Here is a 21,239-nt window from a genome sequence, read left to right as displayed (position 1 = left end):
GCTACTCGTACCGAAGCGCTTCTACGGGATTCAGGCGTGCCGCTCGACGCGCCGGGAAGACGCCGGCCGACGTGCCGACGAACGCCGTCAGACCGAGCACTCCGGCCACCAGCCAGGCGGGAAACGCGATCACGTCCGAGATGGGAACGCTCTGCGCCGTCGCGAAGCGATTCACGAGGGCATTGCCCCCCTGCGCCATCAGGAACGCAACACCGAGAGCGATCATGCCTCCAAAGACCCCAATGAGGCCGGCCTCCAGCGTGAACAGACGGCGAACGACCGCGCGCGTGGCGCCGCACGCACGCATCACGCCGATCTCGCGCGTGCGTTCGTACATGGCCATGACCATCGTGTTGACGATGCCGATGCACGCGACCAGAAGCGAGATCCCGCCGATCGCGCCTGCGATCAGCCCAAGGATGAGGAACAACTTCGAGAGCTGATCGAGCATCTCCTGCGCACTCGTCGCGCCGTATCCCTTGCGCTCGATTGCCGCAACAACGCTCTTGACGTTCGCGGTGTCGTCGACCTTCAGCATGATCGACGCGTAGCCCTTTTCGGCGATTCCGTCCGTCCGCTCAATCCTCATCGGCTGCACGTCGGGCACGTTGGGAGTCCCTTGCTTGGCCTGCCGGCGCTCTGCTTCGATCAGCTTGGCTTTTGCATCGTCGAACTTCCATGACCGCTGAACCATGAGTTTGCGGGCCCAGCCCATCGAGATGAAGTTGTTGCCGTCGCTCATCCCTGAGGCCGCAACGCCCACGACCTCGGCCATGATCGGCCGCTGTATCTTGCCGATCGTGTCCCAGTATTCATCCCCGGCGTTCGGCAGCGGCTCCGGCGGGTTTCCGGTCCAGTCGTTGTAGTAGGCCCAGCCGTCGGCATACAACATCACGCGCTTGCCGATCGCGGACTCGGGCCGATCCCCATAGCCGAAGGCGCGAATTGCGCGGTTGCCGAGCACGACCTTGTTCATGTCGCCGGGTCGAAGAGCGCGTCCGGCCGCGAGCGGCAGACTGAGAACGCCGGCACCCGGCTCATACGCCAGCAAGTTCGGCCACATCTTCTTGTCCGAGCCTGCCATCCCGAGCGAGCGCACCCACACCGAAACCGTTGGAGTCAGGGCCTTGACGTGGTCGATGCCGGCCAGATCCTTCAACGCCGCTTCGTCCATCCGCTTCGCGCTCTCATCCGCAGACTGCCCTCCGCTGAAAAGGTCTCCCCCCTCCGCGTTCGGATCACCCGACACCGTCACCAGGGAGAGCGCATTCATGGAGTTGAGTTGCTGTACGAAGACCCGCTTAGCCCCAAGCACGAGCGACAACATCACGATCACGGACATGGCTCCGATAACGACGGCCGAGATCGTCAGAGACGACCGAAGCTTGCGGCGCCACAAGTTCTTCAGCGCGACCGCGAAGTAATCGGGAAAACGCATCAGCCGACCCTCTTTCTCTGGGTGCGCACGACATCGGCGACGAACTCGCCGGTCTCTTCCGGCTCCTCAATCTGACCGTCGCGCATTGCGAGAACACGATCAGCCTGCGAAGCGATCGCGGCATCGTGAGTGATCACGATGAGGGTGAGCCCCTGCTGCTGGTTGAGATCCCGCAGCAAGTGCATGATCTCGGCGCTCTTCCTGGAGTCCACGTTGCCGGTCGGCTCATCGGCGATCAGGATCTCCGGATCGTTCGCTAGCGCGCGCGCAATGCTCACGCGCTGACGCTGGCCTCCCGAGAGCTGCCCCGGGCGATGTCCCATCCGGTCACCCAAGTCGACCGCCCGCAAGACCTCCTCCGCACGCCGCTTGCGCGCGCGGGCTCCGACTCCCGCAAACAGCAACGGCAGTCCGACGTTCTCGAGCGCCGTATACCCGGGGTGCAGATTGAACGCCTGAAAGACGAAGCCGACCCTGCGATTTCTATAGGCGGACAACTCGCGATCATTCAGGCTCGCGAGATCGCGCCCTTCGATGAGGACTTCTCCGGAATCCGGTCGATCGAGCCCGCCTACGATGTTCGCAAGCGTGGACTTCCCCGAGCCCGACGGCCCGACAATCGCCACGAACTCCCCCGCGGCGATTCGAACATCCACGCTGTCGAGCGCGCGAATGATCTCATCTCCCATTCGATACGCCTTCGTTACCGACCTGAGTTCGATCATTCCGCTCCGATCCGGTCCGCGACTCGTTTCCCGGTTGTCGGCTTGGAGGCAACCTCCTTGACTCACCCGTTGGGACCCACCTTCTGCTCATTTCGAGGAGTCCTAACGTAGTCCCGACCGGTTTGGCCCGAATGACGCGGCAGCGCTTAGGCTGACGCACATGGGAGACATCACTACGGAGCTTGCCGAGATCGTCGGACCGGCGAACGTGCTGACCGGCGACGCAATCAACGACGACTACACGCACGATGAAGCGCTTCACGCGCCCCCGCAGCGGCCCGTCTGCGTAGTGAAGCCTGCCGGCACCGACCAGGTGGCCGCAGTCGTGCGCCTCGCCGCAGCGCAGGGAATCCCCCTGACCGCGCGCGGATCCGGAACCGGCCTGTCGGGCGCATGCATCCCGCGGGCCGACGGAATCCTGGTGTCGTTCGAACGCATGGCGGCGGTTCTTGAGATCGACACCGGCAACCACGTCGCCGTCGTGCAGCCGGGCGTCACGCTCCGGGAACTGGACGACGCCACCACCGCACACGGCTTGGTCTACCCGGTCTTTCCCGGCGAGAACTCGGCGAGCCTTGGAGGCAACGTTGCGACCAACGCCGGAGGCATGCGCGCGATCAAGTACGGCGTGACGCGGCATCAAGTACTCGGACTCACAGCCGTGCTGGGGACCGGCGAAATCGTTCGCACCGGTGGACGGTTCGTGAAAGCAACCTCGGGGTACGACCTGACCCAACTCATCATCGGCTCGGAAGGAACGCTCGCCATCGTCACCGAGGCGATCCTGAAGCTGTACCCGCGCGCGCCTCACGCCACGACGTTGCTCGCGCCCTTCACGTCCCTGGACGAGGTCACCGCCGCCGTGCCGCGCATCGTCGGCAGCGGCGTCGACCCGATGATCCTTGAGTACATCGACTTCGTGTCGATGGGCGGAATCCTCAACGCGGCCGGTCTCGACCTCGGGATTCCGCAGTCGATCAAAGAAACCGCGCTGGCGTACTTAGTCATCGTCTTGGAGAACCGGAAAGCCGACCGTCTGGACGAAGACATCGAGGAAGTCGGGAACCTTGTCTCCTCGCTCGGGGCACTCGATCTTTACGTCCTGCCGTCACAAGCGGGCGCGCAGCTCATCGAGGCCCGGGAGCGCGCCTTCTGGGCGGCCAAGACCGCCGGCACGAATGACATCATCGACCTGGTCGTGCCGCGAGCGGAACTCGGCCGGTACATGAAGACCGTGACCGAGATCGCACAAGCGTCGGGAACGTTCATCGTCGGTTGCGGGCACGTGGGCGACGGCAACATCCACATGTCGGTGTTCCAAGCCGACGACGACGTGCGGCACCGCGTGATGCACGAGATCTTCGCCGCGGGAGCGGCGATCGGCGGTGCGGTATCGGGCGAGCACGGAATCGGGACCGAGAAGAAGCCGTACCTGATGGCGCTGGAAGATCCCACGAAGATCGACCTCATGCGCCGCATCAAGCAGGCGTTCGATCCGGCGGGGATTCTCAACCCCGGTGCGATCTTCGATCCCGAGTAAGAACCAGACCTTCAAGCGGGGGAGTCGTCATGGGCCACAATCACAACGGCAACGGCGTGTACGGGCGCTTGCAGCAGCGACTGGATCGGATGCCGACGGGCGCACCCGACTCCCCCGTCTTTCAGGCGATCTTGCGTCACTTGTTCTCTCCTGAGGAAGCCGAACTTGCGGCTCAAATGCCGTCGCTGATTTCGCTTTCCGCGCTGGCTTCGCGCGTCGGGCGCGACGAGGCCGAACTCGACGCGATGATCACCAGCATGGCCGCGCGCGGCCTGGTCCTGGATCTCACGCGCGGCCGAACGCGCTTTGTGTCGCTCGCACCCGTCGTCATCGGGTTCTACGAGTTCACCTTCATGCGCGCGCGCGACGACGCGCCGATGGACGAGCTGGCCAAACTGTTCGACGAGTACCTCTTCCAGGACCCCGACTTCGCGCTCGCGCGTTCCATCTTCCAAGGCAGCACGCAGGTCGGGCGCGCGCTGGTGCGCGAGGAAACCGTGCCCGACGAAGGCACATCGGAAGTGCTCGACTGGGAGCGAGCAACCCGGATCGTGTCGTCGGCATCGAGCGTCGCGGTATCGCTGTGCCCGTGCCGGCACCACGAGCAGCTTCTCGGGCGCGGGTGCGACGCCCCGCTGCGAACATGCATGAGTTTCGGCCAGGGCGCCGAGGCGTTGATCCGTGCCGGCATCGCCGAGTGGGTGACCAATGCGGAAGGCCTGGGAATCCTGGAGGAGTGCAAGCAGGCCGGGCTCGCCCAAATCGCCGACAACGTTCGCGAGGGCATCTCGTACATCTGCAACTGCTGCGGATGTTGCTGCGGCATGATGAGCGCGATTCGCGACGCCAAGATCCCCGGCGCGATCGTTTCGTCCAACTGGACCGCCGCGATCGACCACGAGAAGTGCCGCGGCTGCAAGAAGTGTGCGCGCGCCTGCCCCGCCGATGCGATCACGATTGTGGACAACCAGGGCAAGGGTTTGCGCAAGTACTGGGCGGTCCTGGATGCCGACGTGTGCATCGGATGCGGCGTGTGCCACGAAGTCTGCCGTTACGAAGGGCACGCGATGCTCCCGCGCGCGCGCCGGGTATTCACCCCCGCGAATACGTTCGACCGCATGGTCGCCATGGCGGTCGAGCGCGGCAAGCTCGGCGACCTTCTGGTGGACACAGTCGCGGGTGCGGGCCCGCAAGCGATGGCGCGCGCGCTACAGATCATCGAACGCATGCCGCCGGCGCGCGCCGTGCGCGCGATCGCCCCGCTCCGGTCGGTCTACCTTCGCGCGTTCCTGGCGGCGAGCCACGCCGCGTTGCCCAAAGGCAACGGAGTAAGAAGCGTCGCCAACGGCTCAACCTCGAAAACACCGGCCGGGGCGACGCAAGAGGGACAGTCGTAGACTGACCTCGTGGACCGCAAAGCGCACTGGGAGCACATCTACGAAACCAAGACCGATCACGAGGTCAGTTGGTTTGAACCCGACCCCCGGCGATCCCTTGAGCTGATCTTGGTCGCGATCGTCGCCGGCGGCCGGTCGGTCATCGACATCGGCGGCGGCACCTCCTTGCTCGTCGATCATCTGCTGGAGGCCGGAATCGGGCGCGTCGCGGTTTTGGACGTGTCTGAAGCGGCCCTTCGACGCACCAGAGAGCGCCTCGGCGATCTCGCGGGCGCCGTCACCTGGCTTTGCGGCGACGTCACCGATCTCCCAAGTGTCGGCAACTACGATGTGTGGCACGACCGTGCCGTCTTTCACTTCCTGACTTCCGAGAGCGACCGACGGCAGTACGCCACGTTGGCGGAGGCGACGGTGCCGGCCGGCGGCCACATCGTGATGGCGACTTTCGGCCCGAACGGACCTACGCAGTGCAGCGGGTTGGAGGTCGTGAGATACGACGCGGAGGGCATCACGCGCGCGCTCGGCCCCGCGTTCACGCTGCTGCAGTCCGCAGTCAAGATCCACGACACACCGGGCGGCGGAACGCAGGAATTCCTCTACTCGCTGCTGCGCCGCAACGCCTAGCAGGTCGCGATTCCGCAGGGCGTGCAGGTCTTCGGACGTTGCGCGCAGAACCACTCCCCGGCACCCGAAGACAACGCCCGATGTCCCCGTACCCGAGAGCCACGGAGAACGTCACCATGAGACAGAATTCACCTGTTGCCGCACGCGTCGGAATCCGCCGCCGCACATCCGGAATCGCCGTTGCGCTTCTGCTCGCCGTCGCCGGCTTGGCCATCCCGGCCGGTGCCGAGTCGCCAAGCCCGCTAGCCGAGCGCTGTCGCGACTTCGCCGAAGCCGACGAACTCTGCGCTGCCCTGGACGGAAGCGCGCAGCAGATGATCGAGATGTGCCTCGAATACGGCGCGCCGTCGGGATTCTGTGACTTGTTCCGCCAGACCGAAGACACGATGACGGCCGCACGCGAAGGCTGCCGGGCCTTCGGCGGGTGGGCGGACTTGTGCGCGCTCGCGGGCGACGGAGAAGGCGAGGGGGCGACCTACGCGGGGTGCGGCGAGCATCCGTGGTGCGATCCAGGCCTCGAGCCCGACGCGCGCGCCGGGATGGTCCTGGCCCAGATGACGTTGGACGAGAAGCTGCAACTGATGGGAGGAGACGACTACGACCGCCAGCTCATCCGTTACCGAAACTACGCGCCCTCGATCAACCACGGTATCCCGCGTCTTGGTATTCCGAAGATGTCGTTCAGCGACGGACCCGTCGGGTTCCGTCATTGGTCGATGTTCGACACGACGGACGTCACTGCGCTGCCCGCAGGCATCGCGCTCGCCGCGGGATGGAGCCCTGAACTGGCGCGCGCCTACGGAGCGGTCATCGGAACGGAAGTCGCAAGCTACGGCGGCGACGTCGTGCTGGGGCCGACGGTCAACATCATGCGTAACCCCGGAGGCGGCCGGACGTTCGAGGGGTACGGCGAAGATCCGCACCTAACGTCGCGCACCGCCGTCGGCTGGATTCAAGGCGCACAAGGGGCCGGTGTCATCGCCGACATCAAGCACTACGCGGCCAACAACCAAGAAACCGACCGCTTCGTAACCAACGCCGTCATCGCGGAACGCACCCTGCGGGAGATCTACCTGCCGGCATTCGAAGCCGCGGTGACCGACGCGGGCGTCGGCAGCGTGATGCTGGCGTACAACCGAGTCAACGGGCAGAAGGTGACCGAAAACACGCACCTGGTTCGCGAAATCCTGAAAGGTGACTGGGGATTCGAAGGTATCGCGCTCACCGACTACGGCGCCGCGCAATGGAGCACCGCAGCCGCCGCGAATGCCGGCACCGATCTGGAGTTACCGCTGGCCGCGTTCTTCCGGCCCGAGGCGCTGCGCGCGGCAATCACCTCCGGGCAGGTGAGTGAAGCCGTGATCAACGAGGCCCTTCGCCGGTATCTGCGCACGATGTTCGCCTTCGGGGTGTTCGATCGTCCCGAGCGCGCTTACGACACGGGGTTCGACGTGGCCGGACACCGGGCGGTTGCGCGGCGCGCGGCCGAAGAAGCCATCGTGTTGATGAAGAACGACCAGAGCCTGCTGCCGCTCGATGCCGCCGGGCTCACCAAGATCGTCGTGATCGGAGCGCAGGCCGACTCCTACAAGTCCGGGGGCGGCAGTTCCGAGGTCAAGCCCGCGAACCCGGTGACACCCTTTGCCGGAATCCGCGACCGCGCCGGCCCGAACGTCGAAGTCGTCTTTGACCGAGGCACCGCGCCCGAGGTCGCCGCGCGCGCGGCAGTCGGTGCCGACGTCGCCATCGTCGTCGCCACCGACACCGAAACGGAGTTCGTGGACAAGCCGTGCCTTTCGCTGGAGTGCCCGCCTGCCGACGGTCTCCAAGACGATCTGATCGCGGCGGTCGCCGATGCGAACCCGAACACCATCGTCGTGCTCGAGACCGGCGGCCCTGTGCTGATGCCGTGGATCGCGAAGGTGCCGGCCGTCCTGGAAGCCTGGTACCCCGGCCAAGAAGGCGGTAGCGCCATCGCCTCCGTCCTGTTCGGCGACGTGAATCCGTCCGGGCGCCTGCCGGTTACCTTCCCCATGCGCGAAGGCGACCGCGCCGCGTCCAGCCTCTCCCAATACCCCGGGATCGCACTCAACGCCGAGTACTCCGAGGGCGTCTTTGTGGGTTACCGCTGGTTCGACGAACAGGGAGTCGAGCCGCTCTTCCCCTTCGGCCACGGACTGTCCTATTCGCAATTCGGCTACTCGAATCTTGAAATCACCGCCGACCCGCAGACACCAGGCCAGGCAACCGTCGTCCTGGACGTGACCAACGAAGGCGCGCGCGCCGGCAGCGAAGTCGTGCAGCTATACGTAGGCATGCCCGAGACCGTGCCGCAGCCACCGCGGCAACTGAAGGCCTTCCGCAAGATCCACCTGACGCCAGACGAAACACAGCAGGCGCGATTCGACCTGGATGCGCGCGCGTTCTCGTACTGGAACGAAGCGAACGGAGATTGGACGGTCGCACCGGGCTGCTACCGGATCGGGATCGGCACGTCTTCCCGCAACATCCGACTCGAGCAAGACATCCACTGGGGCACGGGCCCCTGCGCGCAAACCGACCCCGGCGGAACGGTAGCCCTCCCATAAGCGGGTGGAGCCCACCTGCGCGCGCCGCGCGCGGCGCGCGCCCAAGCCCTCAGCTTGACATCCAAACGACGCGCCGAGTTACATCACTCGCGATTGGCGCATGGCCGTCGAATCAAGGAGCCCGGACAACATGCTGCAAGTCGACGTATTCCTGTCTTACGGCCTCTCCGCCGGACTGGCGATTGCATCGAGCAAGCAAGCCGGCGAAGAGGAATCCCCTCTGCGCGACAAGTATTTCGTAGCCACGGTCTTGTGGCTTGCGCTCGCGTTTGTTCCTCAGGTCATCTACCTGTGCTGGCGATTCCCCGCGTGGGAATCAATGTTTGTCGCAACAAGCGCCTCCGACTACCCGCCGTGGCTGGCCAGCGCGGCGGCCATCGCCATGATCCTCATGGGGGTGGCGGGCTTCACGATCACGCGTGCACTTCTCAGGAAAGGGAAGACGATCGCCGCGATCGCACAGGTTGTCTGGAGCGTTGCCTTGCCGCTGTTCCTGGTGACCTACGGATGGGACGGCACAGGACTCAAGCGGATGCTGTACGCGGGCGACGGCGCAGACTGGGTCGCGGGGGTCGCCCACCGCTACACGGACTTCCTGTCGAGCCCGGTCGGCGTTTCCCTGATCTGGCTCGAAGCGCTCGCGCTAATCCCCTACGCATTCCTGTTGTTGCGCGCGTTGCGCGAATCGCCGAAGCACGCCTAGCACTCACACCTGCAGGGAGGATTCCATGGCCGACCTACGAGACAAGGTCGCGATCGTAACGGGCGGTGCGTCGGGAATCGGCGAAGCGCTTTCGAAGGAACTCGGGAAGCGCGGCGCGATCGTATACGTGACCGACATAGACGAAGGCCGCGCAAAAGACGTTGCGTCCTCGATCGTCGCGTCCGGCGGCACTGCCGAGTCCTTCGCGCTGGACGTGTCGAGCGAAGAGCAGGTCGCCGGCCTCATCGGGGACATCGCATCCAAACACGGCCGCCTCGACTACATGTTCAACAACGCCGGAATGGCCGTCGGCGGCGAACTTCGCGACCTAGACATGAGCCAGTTCCGACGCGTGCTGGACGTGAATCTCTGGGGGGTCATCAACGGAACTTACGCGGCGTACAAGATCATGGAACGGCAGGGCCACGGGCACATCGTCAACGTCGCATCCATGGTCGGCCTGGTGCCCGTGCCGATGGAGACTGCCTACGTCACCTCCAAACACGCGGTGGTCGGCCTGTCCAACTCGCTTCGCGTCGAAGGCGCGGCGCTCGGGGTGCGCGTGAGCGTTGTCTGCCCGGACTTCATCAAGACGCGGTTCTACACGAGTTCCAGACACGTCAACGTGGATGAAGACAAGCTCATCGCCCAGATCCCGAGTTTCTTCTTCACAAGTCCGGAGCGGTGCGCGCGCGTCATCCTTCGGGGAGTGAACCGGAACCGCGGGATCATCACCATCGGCATCTACGTTCGGCTGCTGTGGCGGCTGTACCGGACGTCGCCTCGCATGGTGATGCGCGGCCAACTCCTCTACGCCCGCAAACTGCGCAAGCTTCGACTCGAGGACGCGTGAACTCGGAGCGACCGGACCCGACCTTCAAGCGCTTGCTTGCGGTGGCCTGCGCGCTCACACTCTTGTTCGGCACACTCGTCGTGAACTACTACAAAGACCTCGGCGAGGAATCCGCGAACTCGGGTTCGTTCGCCACCCAGTACGGCGAAGCCGCGCCGGGTACCGATTCCGCCGACCCGTCGGCCGCATCCGCCCGCGGTCCCGGCCTGCTTGAGCTCGCGGCAACGCGCGGCGCGTCCCAAGCCGCCACGCCCGGCTCGAAGCGCCGGACGGACTCCAGCGCCGGCGTATCCCGGGGAACCATCAAGGTTGGAGGGATATTCACCGAGACCGGGCCTTTCGACGCGCGACCTGCCGACTACTCGGCGCGCGCGTACTTCCAGATGATCAACGCCCAGGGCGGCGTACACGGCCGCAAGATCGAGTTCATCTCCTACGACGACGGCTACGACCCGACCCAGGGCCTCAACGCCGCACGGCGTCTGGCCGAGCAAGACAAGGTCTTCGCGATCGTCGGGTGGTTGGCTCCGAACTCCGAGCCGGCGGCGAGCGCCTACTTCGCCGAGGCCGGCCTGCCGGTAATCGGAGGGCTCGGTGTCCCTCAGGAATTCGGCCCTCCAGGCTTCTTCCCCACGAACGCGAACTTCGCCAAGGCCGGTGCGGGGCTCGCCCGATTCCCATGTGAAGCCGGCGTGAAACATCCGGCCGTGGCGGTCGTGAACCTTCCCTACTCGGACCAAATGCTCGAGGGCATCAAAAGAGGAATGGAGCGTTGCGAGGGCGCCGCTCCCGTCGCCTACGAAAAGATCGATGCAACCGAGACCAACTACAACGCCAAGGTCCTCAACTGGCGAACGATGGGAGCCGATTCGATCCTCGCCGGACTCGATCCGATGAGCTACGTGCGGCTGTTTCAGGCGCTCGCTCAACAGAACTGGTATCCGCAGGTCTTCAGCACCGGCTTCGCCGACACGGAGCGCAACGACTACGTCGCGGACGTACTTGAGAAGACGAAGGCGATCAACCTCGAAACGCAATTGATGCCGTCTCTGCACATGAACCTGCCCGGACCGCGACGCTACGTCGAGGCCCTTCATCGCTACTACCCGGGAACGTCGGTCATGGCAGTCGCCGAGGTCTCGTGGACCGCGGCACAGATGTTCGTCGAAGGTCTGCGTCGCGCCGGACCCAACCCCACGCGTGAGAAGTTCGTCGCCGCTCTGGAGACACTTCGCGAGTTCAAGGCCGATGTTGCCCCGCCAATGACGTATGCGCCAAACACCCATGATGCCGTGCGCTGCGTCGAGGTGCAGAGGTGGAATGACGGCGGCTGGGAAGACGTCTACCCCTCATGGGAGTGCTGGGACTACGACTCCAAAGGCTACGCTTTGCGCCGCCCCTCGAAGCCCTTCGGCTGACACCGTCGCCTCGGTTGTGCAACTCACCAGCATCTCGCCGCCTGGTTCTCGATGCTTCGAGACCCTTGGGTACTCGGGATCAAGAACGCCAGGCATCTTCGTTCTGCTCCATCCATCTGATCAACGCGTCTCCCTCGGCCGGCCCGCGTCCGGGGCTTGTGAGCAGATCGGCAGCGACTTGCGGATGTCCGCGCTGAACCGAGAATCGAGGTTAGTCGTCAGCGGGCGAACTAAGCGCGCACCCTCTCTGCCAACGGCGGAACGAGAACTACCTGTCAGATCGCGCGGGATTGGGGACGTCGTAAGGGATCGCCGACTGGATCGCATCGCGGAACCGGCGAACAAGCCGTCGCCGCTGATCATCAGACGCTAGGAGCGTGTGACCTACACCCGGCGTCGCAGTCTCGCCGAGGAAGTCGTCTCCCGAAGATCGTGTCGCGAACAGGTATGTCTCGCTTGGCTGAAGCATAGGTACACCCTCGATTCGCCACACGTTTCCGTACTGATCCTCGCCCCCGACTTGATTCACGAGGATATCGGCAGATGGCACGTCACCCTTCAGAACCTCCAAAACGCGAACCGGGAATACTGTTCGATTGACTGTCGAATCCAGGTCGTAGAAGCGACCCTCACCCTCGACACGTCCGACGAAAACATCGTCAGCGAAACCGGCCAGTCGTCGCGGATCCGACAGATCCCGCGAGAATGCCCGAATCTCGAAGGTGGCCGCGACGGAACGCATGTAGGCCTCGTACACGAGAGGTGTGGCCAACGCTACCAAGGCGAGCACCGTTGCGATGCTGCGCCGACCGAGAAGCGTCATTACCCTGGTTGCGAACATAGAGGCTCCAAACATCCCCATCGCGCGTAGTAGTCATTCTTCTCATGCTGCCCAGGGCCAATGCAGCCGCAGAATCCGGCGAACGGATCGACGCTGTCCGGCCCGCCCATCATCAGATACGAAAGGCCCTGGTGCTCGATGCAACCATCGGCTAGCCCGAGTGCGTGTCCGAACTCGTGTGCCATCACTTCTCTCCTGCGGGTGGTCCCGGCTGGGTGCATCTCGCAGGTATATAAGTAGATGTCATCAGCACCAGGAGGGCTCTTTTCCCAGGAGCCATACCAGCCAAGATCGCAGCGGCCGTCATTGACTGCGCCTGAGCCTTTCACCGGAATCCGTAAGGGAATCCTCTCACTCATCGTCTGTCCGCAGCCCCTCCGCATGCGTTGATTCACCGTAGCGTGCGCGTTTCCTGCATACCATGCTTGCGGGCGGCGATGATCGCGATGTGTCGGCCCTCGTGGTGCTCGGCCGGCGTCACGAACCCGAGCCCCTGGAGGTCGCCCAGCCCTAGGCTGACAAGGGGCCCACCACCGAGGTCGACCCAATCCGCATATCAGATCGGCTCCGACTCCTGCGCGGACATGCGCCACTGCTGAACCTTCCTGCGGGGCGTTGAAGTAACGTTCTCGGCAAGGGGTGTTGGGTCATGCCGACTGCCGCAGGAGAAATCCGTCGCTACCGGGTCCAGGGGTCCCCAGTCCAGCGCCCCGAGCAAGACGTGCGACTCGCGGCTCTGCGAACGGTGCTGTTCCAAAGCGGAGTTCGCATCGTCGCCGAGGGCCTGTCGGAAGACGGGCACGAGATCACACTCGTCTGCCAAACCCCGAAAGACGCCCGGGAGATGCCTGAAGACCCCGGACTGCCGCAGTTGCGTTTGATCGAGCGTCACCGACTTCATTCCTTGACGCCCCCAGAACCGTTCCGTCTTCGCCTGGCGGAACCGGACCCCCAGCTCGTCAGACCTCATGCGGTTCCCTTGAAGGGAGTCGCATGGGCGCGCGACCGGACTGCTCTGGAGGTCATCTTCGAGCGGGGACAACCGGAGGGACTTCACCACATCGAAGTTGTTGAAGGTGCGGATCGGGTGACGATCACCGTCTATCTCGGCACGAGGCCCCAAGGGAATCGCCTGGTCCATCCGGTCCTCATCAGAGAACGAGCCTTCATAGAACTTCAAAACCCGCCGGCCGGACGGGCGATCGCGGATGGCGCCTGGGACGGCTAAGAGGCCCGCCGCAGCATCGAAGTGCACCCAAAGCGGTAGTTTCAGGAGATTAGGGTCTTGACCCTAGGGTCTTCTATTGACGCACCCAGCTATTGGGTGTAACAAGACAATTAGGACCAACACTGATAATTCCGACATGTTCGGACGGTTTTGCGGTGTCGGGGGCAAGTTCGTTAGGGATCGGCGGCGGGAGGAATCGCAATGAAGACGAGGAAGCGTTGGACGTTGGTGGCGCTCGGGACGTTGCTCGTGGGCCTGATCGCACTCCTGCCCTTGCTGGCAAGCGCCGACACTGTTCGGAGCCAGCGTTCGTGGATGCGCGAAAAGGGCCAGACGGGCGCAGAAGGCAAGGGACGCTGGGTCTGGCGCGGAACAGGCGAGACGCCGGTATTGGGAACAAAAGGCTGGCCGATCCGATCGGACGGAACGGAAGCCGACCCTGCGGTTCCGGCCACCTGCGTCGGATGTCACAGTTGGGTCGAGGGCAAGACCATCACCGAATCCGGCTTCATGAACGTGCTGGGCAAGGCGCCGGGCGTTGTTGACCAAGACATCAGCCCGAAGGCATTGCTCGACGCGGCGATCCACGTCGATCCCGCGACCGGAGCGAAGACGTACGACAACAAGCACGCCGAGAACTACGACAAGCAGGGATGCGCGGCGTGTCACACGGTGCACGGCCGGGCGGACAACTTCGGCTGCGGCAAGTGCCACATCGCGGATCAGGGTGGATTCACCTCACCCGCCCACACAACGCACGCGGCGTTGGTCAACGCCGAGGAGCCGGTCTTCGATCCGGCGGCAGTGCAGGCGGGATCGCCCTCGTGCCACTACTGCCACAGGGGGCTCGCCGACCCCGAACCACAAGTCGGCGGGGCGGCATGCTGGAACTGCCACCTTTCCGGTCACCGACCGAAGCCTGCTGCGTACTGGGGGCTCGGCGAGTAACAACGCGTCACCGTAACGATGCAGACGACTTCCCGTCCGGGTGAGGGAAGTCGTCTGCATTTCACCTAAAGATGTTCCGCCGGTGGACCGGCTCGACAACGCAAGCGCGGCGCGCGCAGGGGCATGTGCTCGAGGACGGGGTGGAATGCTGGCTGCTCAACGCGCAGCATTTGCGTAACGTCCCTGGACGCAAGACCGACGTGCGTGACGCTGAGTGGATCACGCAGCTCATCGAGCATGGTCTGGTACGTCCTTCGTTCGTGCCACCCAAGCCGATCCGAGAGTTGCGTTGGGGGTCTCCATTTAACCGGAGTTGCCCGGGTCAAGATCCCTGTGTTACGCCAGGCGCTCGAAGAGGAAGTGATCGATCTCGGAGGCGACTACTTCCTCCGTCGCAACGACCCCGCAAGGACAGCAACAAAGCTCATCCTCCAACTCAACAGGCTCGGCTATCGAGAGACCCTCGATCCGGTGGATGCCGCATGACTGGACGCTTCGGGGATTTTCACCTGAGTCAACACGGCTTGTTGGCAATTGTCTTAATTACCTCTTATGCTCCTATTATCGGTAAGATCGGTATAAAGGGGGAAACCTATGGAGATTCGAGAATCGATATGGTTCGTGCTCGCCCACAAGAAATGGAGGAACGCAGAATGCGCAGAATAACGCGAGTGGCGGTGCCAATCTCCTTGATGATAGGCCTCTTCCTCGGGGCAGGCGCGGGAGCAGCCCATGCTACGGCAGGGGATGTGTTATACGACTGCGCGGGTCATTTGGCTGGCGATCCCCTATGGATTCCCTTCTATTGTGCGCTCTACGGGGGGCCGGATGCCGTCGAAACCGCACAAGGAATCGTCAGGGCGCCCACAATGATATCCCTCCTTGATGGACACGGGACCCCGCTCCCCCCAGTCGCCCCAACGACCAAAGACGTAAGCGTCCCGAGCCTGGGACCCGCCTGCCTCGCGGTGATTCAGTACGGGGTTAAGGGCGGAACCTTGACCATCACAACGCCAGGAACGTTGACCATCACAACGCCAGGAACGACCGGTGGCGAGGTCGGCGTAGGACAGACCCAGGTCGGCATTAATAACGGGCTTCCGGACGTACGCCCTGGCGAGCCAAGCGCTGAGCCTCCTACGCTTTCTTCTCCGGCGGTCGGAGGAACCCCCCCGGCACCCATCCTCAGGGCGAACTGCTCCTAACAGAGAAAGCCCTAGCCAAGAGACCGAAGAACGAAACCGAACCGCACAGCAGTTCAGAGGGCCGTGCTGGAATACCGCATGGATATCTGGGACACGGCCTACACGATCGCGCCCGGGCACCGGCTCTTGGTGTGGTTCGGTTCATCCGACACCCCCAACCACGAACCGCTGCCGTACGCCGGCCGCAACCTCGTCTACCACGACCAGATGCGTCCGTCCGAGGTCATCCTTACGACCGCGGGCTGAGAGGCGACGAAACCAAAACCTGCGGAGGTACAGATGCGCCATCGTCATTTGCTCGGACTGCTCGCTGCGGCGAGCCTCGTCGGATCTCTCTTGGTGAGCCCGGCCGCGCACGCCGTTGCGTGCGCGGCCAACTCCGCAACGCCCTTCGCCGGGATTCCGGGAGCCTCACTCTCCCCGAGTGACTTCCTGAGCAAGGACGGTGTCCGCTACACGATGTGGCGCGGGACGGTGCCGAGCTTCGACGGACTCCCACTGTCGGTAGACGTTACGCTCCCGTGCGATGCGTCCGGTCCCTTGCCCTTGGTTTCGATGAATCACGGCTGGACCGACGACAAGACGATCTGGGAAGAGACCGGGCGCTCCGACACCGTGAGTTCGGAGTTCAGACGAGGCTCAAACGCGCACTGGAACAACATCTGGTTCGCCTCGCGCGGGTACGCGGTGCTCACCTACACGATGCGCGGCTGGCACGACTCGTGCGGTCCGCAGTCGCCGGGTGCAATCCCCTACGTCGCGCCCTCGGTGGAGTGCCAGTCATACAAGTACTGGATCCACACCGGAGATCAGCGGTGGGAAGTCCGCGACACCCAATGGCTCACCGGCGCGCTGGTTGCTTCGGGCGTTGCGGACGCGACGAAACTCGCCATCACGGGCGGTTCATTCGGTGGCGGCAACACCATCCAGAACGCATTCCTGCGGGACCGGATCCGTTGCGGCGCCGATGCGCAGATTACCGGCGTCGATGCTTGCGCCGGGAAGGCAGACGGCGAGTTCGCACCGTGGACGACACCCGACGGCACCGAGCCGCTGCGGTGGACGGTCGCGGTCCCGCTCTACACGTGGTTCGACTTCATCGAGACCGTCGCGCCCAACGGAAGGAACTCCGACGGTGAATCCGTCCCCGACGGTGACCACGCCGACCCCGTGGGCGTGCCTATTCAGTCTTACGTCACCGCCGTGTGGGCGGCGGCCCACCCACTCGGCAACGGCTACGCTCCTGCGCCCGGGGTCGACCCGACCGCCGACACGACGACCGCGACCGCGCGCATGCTCGCGGGGAACCCGTTCCCCGCCGAAGATCCGGTACTGGCGAACGCGATCGAGCAGTACGGGACCTACAAGTCGGCGCGCGGGATCCCGGTCGACGGCTTGATCCCGATCTTCTGGGTACAGGGTGAGACCGATCCGCTGTTAACGGCGTTCCACGCCTTGCAGGCGGCGAACACGCTGCGCGACTACGACCCCGCCTATCCGATCAAGCTCTTCTTCGGCGACTTCGGTCACGACTACGCGGCCGAGCGCATCGACGAATGGGATGCGGCGCACGAAGCCATGAATGCGTTCCTGGACTACTACCTGAAAGGAGTGGGTCCGGCACCCTCGTTCGATGTCACCGCCGCGATCACGCGCTGCTTGAACCACGACGCGCCTATGGAACTCGTAACAGCGCCGACATGGAGCGGGCTCCACCCGACGGTCGCGACATGGACCTCGACCGAGGCGCAGACCACGACCACGGCAGGACCGAGTCGCGTCGGCATCCTGACCGATCCGGTCACTCAAGCCGCAATCACGCAAAACCCGCAGTCCTACCGAGGGTGTCGCAAGATCGACTCGAGCATCGCGGATCCAAACGCCGCGACATACGTGTTCCCGGTGACGGACGATGTCACGATGCTTGGGGCACCCGTCGTCGACGTCGACTTCACGACCACCGCGCCGGACACAACGCTCGCCGCAAGACTGTGGGATGTCGATCCGGTAAGCGGGCAGCAAGCGCTGGTGACTCGGGGGGTCTATCGCTCGCTCGACGGGCCGAGCGCTGGATTGAAAGCCAGGTTCCAGCTGGCGCCAAACGGATACCGGTGGCTCGCGGGACACTCGATCAAACTCGAAGTGACCTCGAACGACCAGCCCTACTACCAACCGAACAACATCCCCGGCGTCGTTGCGATCTCCTCGACAACCCTGACCCTGCCGACCCGCTGAACGCTTCACATCTCACGCATCGCCACCGACCAACCCGGATTGCGCCGCAAACCGAACCGCCGGTTCCGACGCTTCCCCAGCGCGGAACGTCGGTTGATGCGAAGCAGAACGGCTCGTCTCAAACGAGACCTTGGTCGAGCATCGCGTCGGCAACCTTGACGAAGCCCGCAATGTTGGCGCCGTTGACGTAGTTGCCGGGCGTGCCGTACTCCTCGGCGGTTTCACGGCACTGCTGGTGAATCGCCTTCATGATCTGCTTCAACCGGTGGTCGACTTCTTCGCGTGCCCACGAAAGCCGCAGCGCATCTTGAGACATCTCGAGTCCGGACACCGCAACGCCGCCGGCGTTTGCTGCTTTGCCGGGACCAAACAAGATTCCGGCCTCCACGAATTGGCGAACTGCGTCCGGAACCGTCGGCATGTTGGCGCCTTCGCACACAACACTTACGCCATTGCTCAGCAGATCGGCGGCGTCCTTGGCGCGTATCTCGTTCTGCGTTGCGCTCGGGAACGCGCAGTCGGCGGGAACGCTCCACAGGGGGTTGTGATCCGCCGTGGGGTCGGCGGCCGTGAACGTCGCGCCCTCGAAGTGCTCCGCGTATTCCTCGATCCGCCCGCGCCGCACGTTCTTGAGATCCATCACCCACTGCAGTTTGTCGATGTTGATCCCCGCAGGGTCGAAGATGAACCCGCCGGAATCCGACAGGGTTACAGGTTTAGCGCCCATGGCAATCAGCTTCTCGACGGTGAACTGAGCGACGTTGCCCGCGCCCGACACGAGGCACACCTTTCCCTCCAGCGCATCGTGGCGGGAGGTGAGCATCTCGTGCGCGAAGTACACCGAGCCGTACCCGGTGGCTTCCGGGCGGATCAACGAGCCGCCCCACTCCATCCCCTTGCCGGTGAGCACGCCGCTGAACTCATTGCGAATCCGCTTGTACTGACCAAACAAGTATCCGATCTCGCGCGACCCAACACCGATGTCGCCGGCAGGCACATCGGTGTTGGGTCCAATGTGGCGATACAGCTCCGTCATGAACGACTGGCAGAAGCGCATGACTTCCGAATCGCTCTTGCCCTTCGGGTCAAAGTCGGCGCCTCCTTTGCCTCCCCCCATCGGCAAGGTCGTGAGCGCGTTCTTAAAGACCTGTTCGAACGCAAGGAACTTCAATAGGCCTAGGTAGACGGTCGGATGGAACCGGAGCCCGCCCTTGTAGGGACCGATCGCGCTGCTCATCTCAACCCGGAAGCCGCGATTGACGTGAATCTCGCCGCCGTCGTCCGCCCAGGGAACTCGGAAGATGATCACTCGCTCGGGCTCTATCATTCGTTCCAGGATCTTGGCTTCCCGGTACTGGGGATGAGCCGCGATCACGGGCTCGACCGACCGCGCAACCTCGTGAACGGCTTGGTGGAATTCAGTTTCGCCCGGGTTGTTTGCGATCACGCTTTCCATGAGCAAATCCACGGGAGCACTCATGACCCTCACTTCCTGCCGATGGCATGCCGCATGCAGTGACGTTGGCAATGTACGCCTGTAATCACTGGATGCGTAGGGTCATGGGTCCAGGCCTTCGCGCCTCCGACCTCGAGCACATCAAGAAATGAGCCAAGGCAGGTCCTAGACGGCTGCGTCCGGAGCGGCCTCGGGGACCTCATGAGGTTCGAGAACCTCGCTGAAGCGCAAGAGCCGAGCGCGCCGATGAGGATGAGCACCAAGAGCCCGGACACATCAAGTCCAACCATGAGCTTCTCGTATGTCGAAAGCCGCTCCTTCAGGTACGCGAGGCTGAGGAATACGAAGCGATTGCGCGTCCGTCTCACGAGGGGCACGCAACACCCTGCCCGTCGATTTCGAATCAGGACTTCGCGAGCGCCGGTGCTACCATCCACTGCCGCCGGCGAGTCGAGGGTCGTGCCGGTGACGCGCGAAGCTTCGGTCGGAGAATGACATCGGGGGCGGGTCTTTCATGAATCGGCTGCGTTTCCTCCACGCGCTCGCGGTTTTGGCATTGGTCGTCACCGCATGCGGCACTCGTCTGCCCAACACCGCATTCAGCTTTCAGGCCGCCGGGGATAACCTGCAGCAACCCGGCGCGGAAGGCAACGGGTTCTCGTCGTGGAAAACCTCTCCGGATGCGCAATCAGCAGGTTCAACCGCAAACGGACCCTCACTCGGCAACGGCTCGACCGGCTTCGGCCCAGGGTCCGGCCCCACAACCGGTCCCGGCGAGGGGTCCTCACGCAACTTCGCATCCGACCGCGGCGTCACCGCGACGACGATCACCGTTGGAAACATCACGCCTGTCGGCGGGCCGCTCGGTCCGGAGATGTTCAGCGGGCCTTCTCACGGCGCGCGCGCTTACTTTCAAGCGTTGAACGCATCCGGCGGCGTGAACGGACGAACGATTAAGTTCCTCACCTGCGACGACCGCGAAGATCCCGAGGGAAACAAGGCCTGCGCGCGCAACTTGATCGACAAGGAGAAGGTCTTTGCCTTCGCCGCCAACAACACCGACGCTTACGCTGGCGCCGGGTTGGTGAACGCCGCCGGGGTCCCCGACGTCGGTGGGATTCCGGTCGCGACGGCGTACTACAAGTACCCGATGTTCTTCACTATCTATGGCGCCGCCGGATATCCGCGCGACGGGAAGAACGTCGGAGTGAAGGGAACGTTCTACGAAAGCGCCGCGCCGATGATTTGGTACAAGGAGCACTTAGACATCAAGAAGGCTGCGGTCCTCTTCTATGCCATTCCTGCATCCAAGACCCGTGCCGACATCGTGATCGAGATGCTCAAGAAATCGGGCATCGACGTCGTCTATACACCCAACAACGGTGCCGGAAAGGACCCCGCAAGTCCCTCTTGGGACACCGAGGTCATCAACATGCGCTCGGCCGGCGTCGAGGCCTTCTGGCAAGTGATCGATACAGCGGGATTCATGAACGTGTGCCAGTCGATGGATCGCTACGGCTTCCAAGTCAAAGCCGCGGTCGCTTCGGTGGCGAACTGGACGAGCCGCATCGGCAAAGACTTCAGTGCTCCGTGTCGCAACTCGATCTACGTGTACGGCAGTTCAGTGCCGTACACGATGACGAGCAATCCCGAGATCGCCAGGTTCCGCGCGGCGATGCGTCGATACGACCCGAACTTCGCGATGCAGCAGTGGGCGGTCGAAGGCTGGGCGGCCGCGCGCCTGTTGACCGAAGGTATCCGTTCGATGGGAGCCAACGTGACGCGCCAAGGACTAGTGAAGTGGCTGCGCGCGAGCGACGGATCTTGGACGGCGGACGTGATGACACCCGACGCGTTCCAGTGGGGAGCCGACCGCGCCGACTTCTCGAAACCCCGGCGCGGGTTCATCTCGGTCGCGCGCTGGCAGGACTCCGCCGGCGGGTGGGTAGCCCAAACCAATCCGTGGGCCCGCCTCGTCACGCACTGGTATCCGCACCCCATGGAAGACGACGGAACGTAACGTCATCGTGAACGAGGAGA

The 21,239-nt window shown here is 63.9% G+C and carries 17 protein-coding genes and 1 pseudogene; 14 read left to right on the top strand and 4 right to left on the bottom strand.

The features are described 5' to 3' along the window. Position 1 precedes the first annotated feature (1 nt). Together WDA27_02545 and WDA27_02540 are read right to left on the bottom strand one after the other, a co-directional pair. Complete coding sequence (locus WDA27_02545) at positions 2-1,438, bottom strand: ABC transporter permease (protein MFA5889825.1); 1,437 nt, start codon at positions 1,436-1,438, stop codon at positions 2-4. Continuing rightward, on the bottom strand, positions 1,438-2,163 hold the full coding sequence (locus WDA27_02540) for an ABC transporter ATP-binding protein (GenBank protein ID MFA5889824.1): 726 nt from the start codon (positions 2,161-2,163) through the stop codon (positions 1,438-1,440). Before WDA27_02540 ends, WDA27_02545 begins: the two co-directional genes overlap by 1 nt. Before the next feature lie 160 nt (positions 2,164-2,323). Here WDA27_02540 and WDA27_02535 point away from each other — a divergent pair, with 160 nt between their 5' ends. From WDA27_02535 to WDA27_02505, 7 genes are all read left to right on the top strand, one after another. Beyond that, positions 2,324-3,703, top strand: coding sequence for an FAD-linked oxidase C-terminal domain-containing protein (locus WDA27_02535; GenBank protein MFA5889823.1), 1,380 nt, complete (start codon positions 2,324-2,326; stop codon positions 3,701-3,703). Positions 3,704-3,732: 29 nt separating this feature from the next. Next, entirely contained in the window at positions 3,733-5,100 is a 1,368-nt protein-coding gene (locus tag WDA27_02530; GenBank protein MFA5889822.1) for a 4Fe-4S dicluster domain-containing protein, read from the top strand. 9 nt (positions 5,101-5,109) lie between these two features. Then, positions 5,110-5,724: a class I SAM-dependent methyltransferase gene (locus WDA27_02525; protein MFA5889821.1), complete on the top strand. Its 615-nt coding sequence runs from the start codon at positions 5,110-5,112 to the stop codon at positions 5,722-5,724. Between the two features lie 116 nt (positions 5,725-5,840). Continuing rightward, positions 5,841-8,312 carry a glycoside hydrolase family 3 C-terminal domain-containing protein gene (locus tag WDA27_02520; protein MFA5889820.1) on the top strand — a complete coding sequence of 824 codons (2,472 nt, stop codon included), beginning with the start codon at positions 5,841-5,843 and terminating at the stop codon, positions 8,310-8,312. 130 nt (positions 8,313-8,442) lie between these two features. Then, complete coding sequence (locus tag WDA27_02515; protein ID MFA5889819.1) at positions 8,443-9,015, top strand: hypothetical protein; 573 nt, start codon at positions 8,443-8,445, stop codon at positions 9,013-9,015. Positions 9,016-9,040: 25 nt separating this feature from the next. Next, positions 9,041-9,868, top strand: coding sequence for an SDR family oxidoreductase (locus WDA27_02510; protein MFA5889818.1), 828 nt, complete (start codon positions 9,041-9,043; stop codon positions 9,866-9,868). After that, a complete protein-coding gene (locus WDA27_02505) occupies positions 9,865-11,286 on the top strand; it encodes an ABC transporter substrate-binding protein (GenBank protein ID MFA5889817.1) in 1,422 nt (473 codons plus the stop codon). Before WDA27_02510 ends, WDA27_02505 begins: the two co-directional genes overlap by 4 nt. A 268-nt stretch (positions 11,287-11,554) precedes the next feature. On the opposite strand, the gene WDA27_02500 is transcribed toward WDA27_02505, so the two are convergent. Then, entirely contained in the window at positions 11,555-12,127 is a 573-nt protein-coding gene (locus WDA27_02500) for a hypothetical protein (protein ID MFA5889816.1), read from the bottom strand. Positions 12,128-12,776: 649 nt separating this feature from the next. Here WDA27_02500 and WDA27_02495 point away from each other — a divergent pair. The 6 genes and pseudogenes from WDA27_02495 (at position 12,777) to WDA27_02470 (ending at position 17,743) form a co-directional block, all read left to right on the top strand. Further along, positions 12,777-13,355: a hypothetical protein gene (locus tag WDA27_02495; GenBank protein MFA5889815.1), complete on the top strand. Its 579-nt coding sequence runs from the start codon at positions 12,777-12,779 to the stop codon at positions 13,353-13,355. Between the two features lie 201 nt (positions 13,356-13,556). After that, entirely contained in the window at positions 13,557-14,303 is a 747-nt protein-coding gene (locus WDA27_02490; protein ID MFA5889814.1) for a hypothetical protein, read from the top strand. Positions 14,304-14,431: 128 nt separating this feature from the next. Beyond that, positions 14,432-14,590, top strand: a pseudogene (locus WDA27_02485) (IS110 family transposase). A 46-nt stretch (positions 14,591-14,636) separates the two neighbouring features. After that, the gene (locus tag WDA27_02480; GenBank protein ID MFA5889813.1) at positions 14,637-14,789 is read left to right on the top strand and encodes a hypothetical protein; all 153 of its coding nucleotides are present in this window, start codon (positions 14,637-14,639) and stop codon (positions 14,787-14,789) included. Between the two features lie 797 nt (positions 14,790-15,586). Further along, positions 15,587-15,754 carry a hypothetical protein gene (locus WDA27_02475; GenBank protein MFA5889812.1) on the top strand — a complete coding sequence of 56 codons (168 nt, stop codon included), beginning with the start codon at positions 15,587-15,589 and terminating at the stop codon, positions 15,752-15,754. 33 nt (positions 15,755-15,787) lie between these two features. Continuing rightward, positions 15,788-17,743, top strand: coding sequence for a CocE/NonD family hydrolase C-terminal non-catalytic domain-containing protein (locus tag WDA27_02470; GenBank protein MFA5889811.1), 1,956 nt, complete (start codon positions 15,788-15,790; stop codon positions 17,741-17,743). Positions 17,744-17,861: 118 nt separating this feature from the next. Here the strand turns inward: WDA27_02470 and gdhA are convergent, their stop codons facing one another. Then, positions 17,862-19,223: an NADP-specific glutamate dehydrogenase gene (gene gdhA / locus WDA27_02465; GenBank protein MFA5889810.1), complete on the bottom strand. Its 1,362-nt coding sequence runs from the start codon at positions 19,221-19,223 to the stop codon at positions 17,862-17,864. Positions 19,224-19,713: 490 nt separating this feature from the next. Between gdhA and WDA27_02460 the strand changes: the two genes are divergently transcribed. Next, the gene (locus WDA27_02460; protein MFA5889809.1) at positions 19,714-21,219 is read left to right on the top strand and encodes an ABC transporter substrate-binding protein; all 1,506 of its coding nucleotides are present in this window, start codon (positions 19,714-19,716) and stop codon (positions 21,217-21,219) included. The last annotated feature ends 20 nt before the right edge of the window (positions 21,220-21,239 follow it).

Source organism: Actinomycetota bacterium (genome assembly GCA_041658565.1).
In the GTDB taxonomy this organism is placed as follows: Bacteria; Actinomycetota; AC-67; order AC-67; family AC-67; genus JBAZZY01.
This window is presented reverse-complemented; position numbering and strand designations above follow the sequence as displayed.

Coding starts and splice junctions, on each gene's coding strand:
- WDA27_02545 (MFA5889825.1), bottom strand. CDS start 1,438: ATGCGTTTTCCCGATTACTTCGCGGTCGCGCTGAAGAACTTGTGGCGC.
- WDA27_02540 (MFA5889824.1), bottom strand. CDS start 2,163: ATGATCGAACTCAGGTCGGTAACGAAGGCGTATCGAATGGGAGATGAG.
- WDA27_02535 (MFA5889823.1), top strand. CDS start 2,324: ATGGGAGACATCACTACGGAGCTTGCCGAGATCGTCGGACCGGCGAAC.
- WDA27_02530 (MFA5889822.1), top strand. CDS start 3,733: ATGGGCCACAATCACAACGGCAACGGCGTGTACGGGCGCTTGCAGCAG.
- WDA27_02520 (MFA5889820.1), top strand. CDS start 5,841: ATGAGACAGAATTCACCTGTTGCCGCACGCGTCGGAATCCGCCGCCGC.
- WDA27_02515 (MFA5889819.1), top strand. CDS start 8,443: ATGCTGCAAGTCGACGTATTCCTGTCTTACGGCCTCTCCGCCGGACTG.
- WDA27_02510 (MFA5889818.1), top strand. CDS start 9,041: ATGGCCGACCTACGAGACAAGGTCGCGATCGTAACGGGCGGTGCGTCG.
- WDA27_02500 (MFA5889816.1), bottom strand. CDS start 12,127: ATGTTCGCAACCAGGGTAATGACGCTTCTCGGTCGGCGCAGCATCGCA.
- WDA27_02495 (MFA5889815.1), top strand. CDS start 12,777: ATGCCGACTGCCGCAGGAGAAATCCGTCGCTACCGGGTCCAGGGGTCC.
- WDA27_02490 (MFA5889814.1), top strand. CDS start 13,557: ATGAAGACGAGGAAGCGTTGGACGTTGGTGGCGCTCGGGACGTTGCTC.
- WDA27_02475 (MFA5889812.1), top strand. CDS start 15,587: ATGGATATCTGGGACACGGCCTACACGATCGCGCCCGGGCACCGGCTC.
- WDA27_02470 (MFA5889811.1), top strand. CDS start 15,788: ATGCGCCATCGTCATTTGCTCGGACTGCTCGCTGCGGCGAGCCTCGTC.
- gdhA (MFA5889810.1), bottom strand. CDS start 19,223: ATGAGTGCTCCCGTGGATTTGCTCATGGAAAGCGTGATCGCAAACAAC.
- WDA27_02460 (MFA5889809.1), top strand. CDS start 19,714: ATGAATCGGCTGCGTTTCCTCCACGCGCTCGCGGTTTTGGCATTGGTC.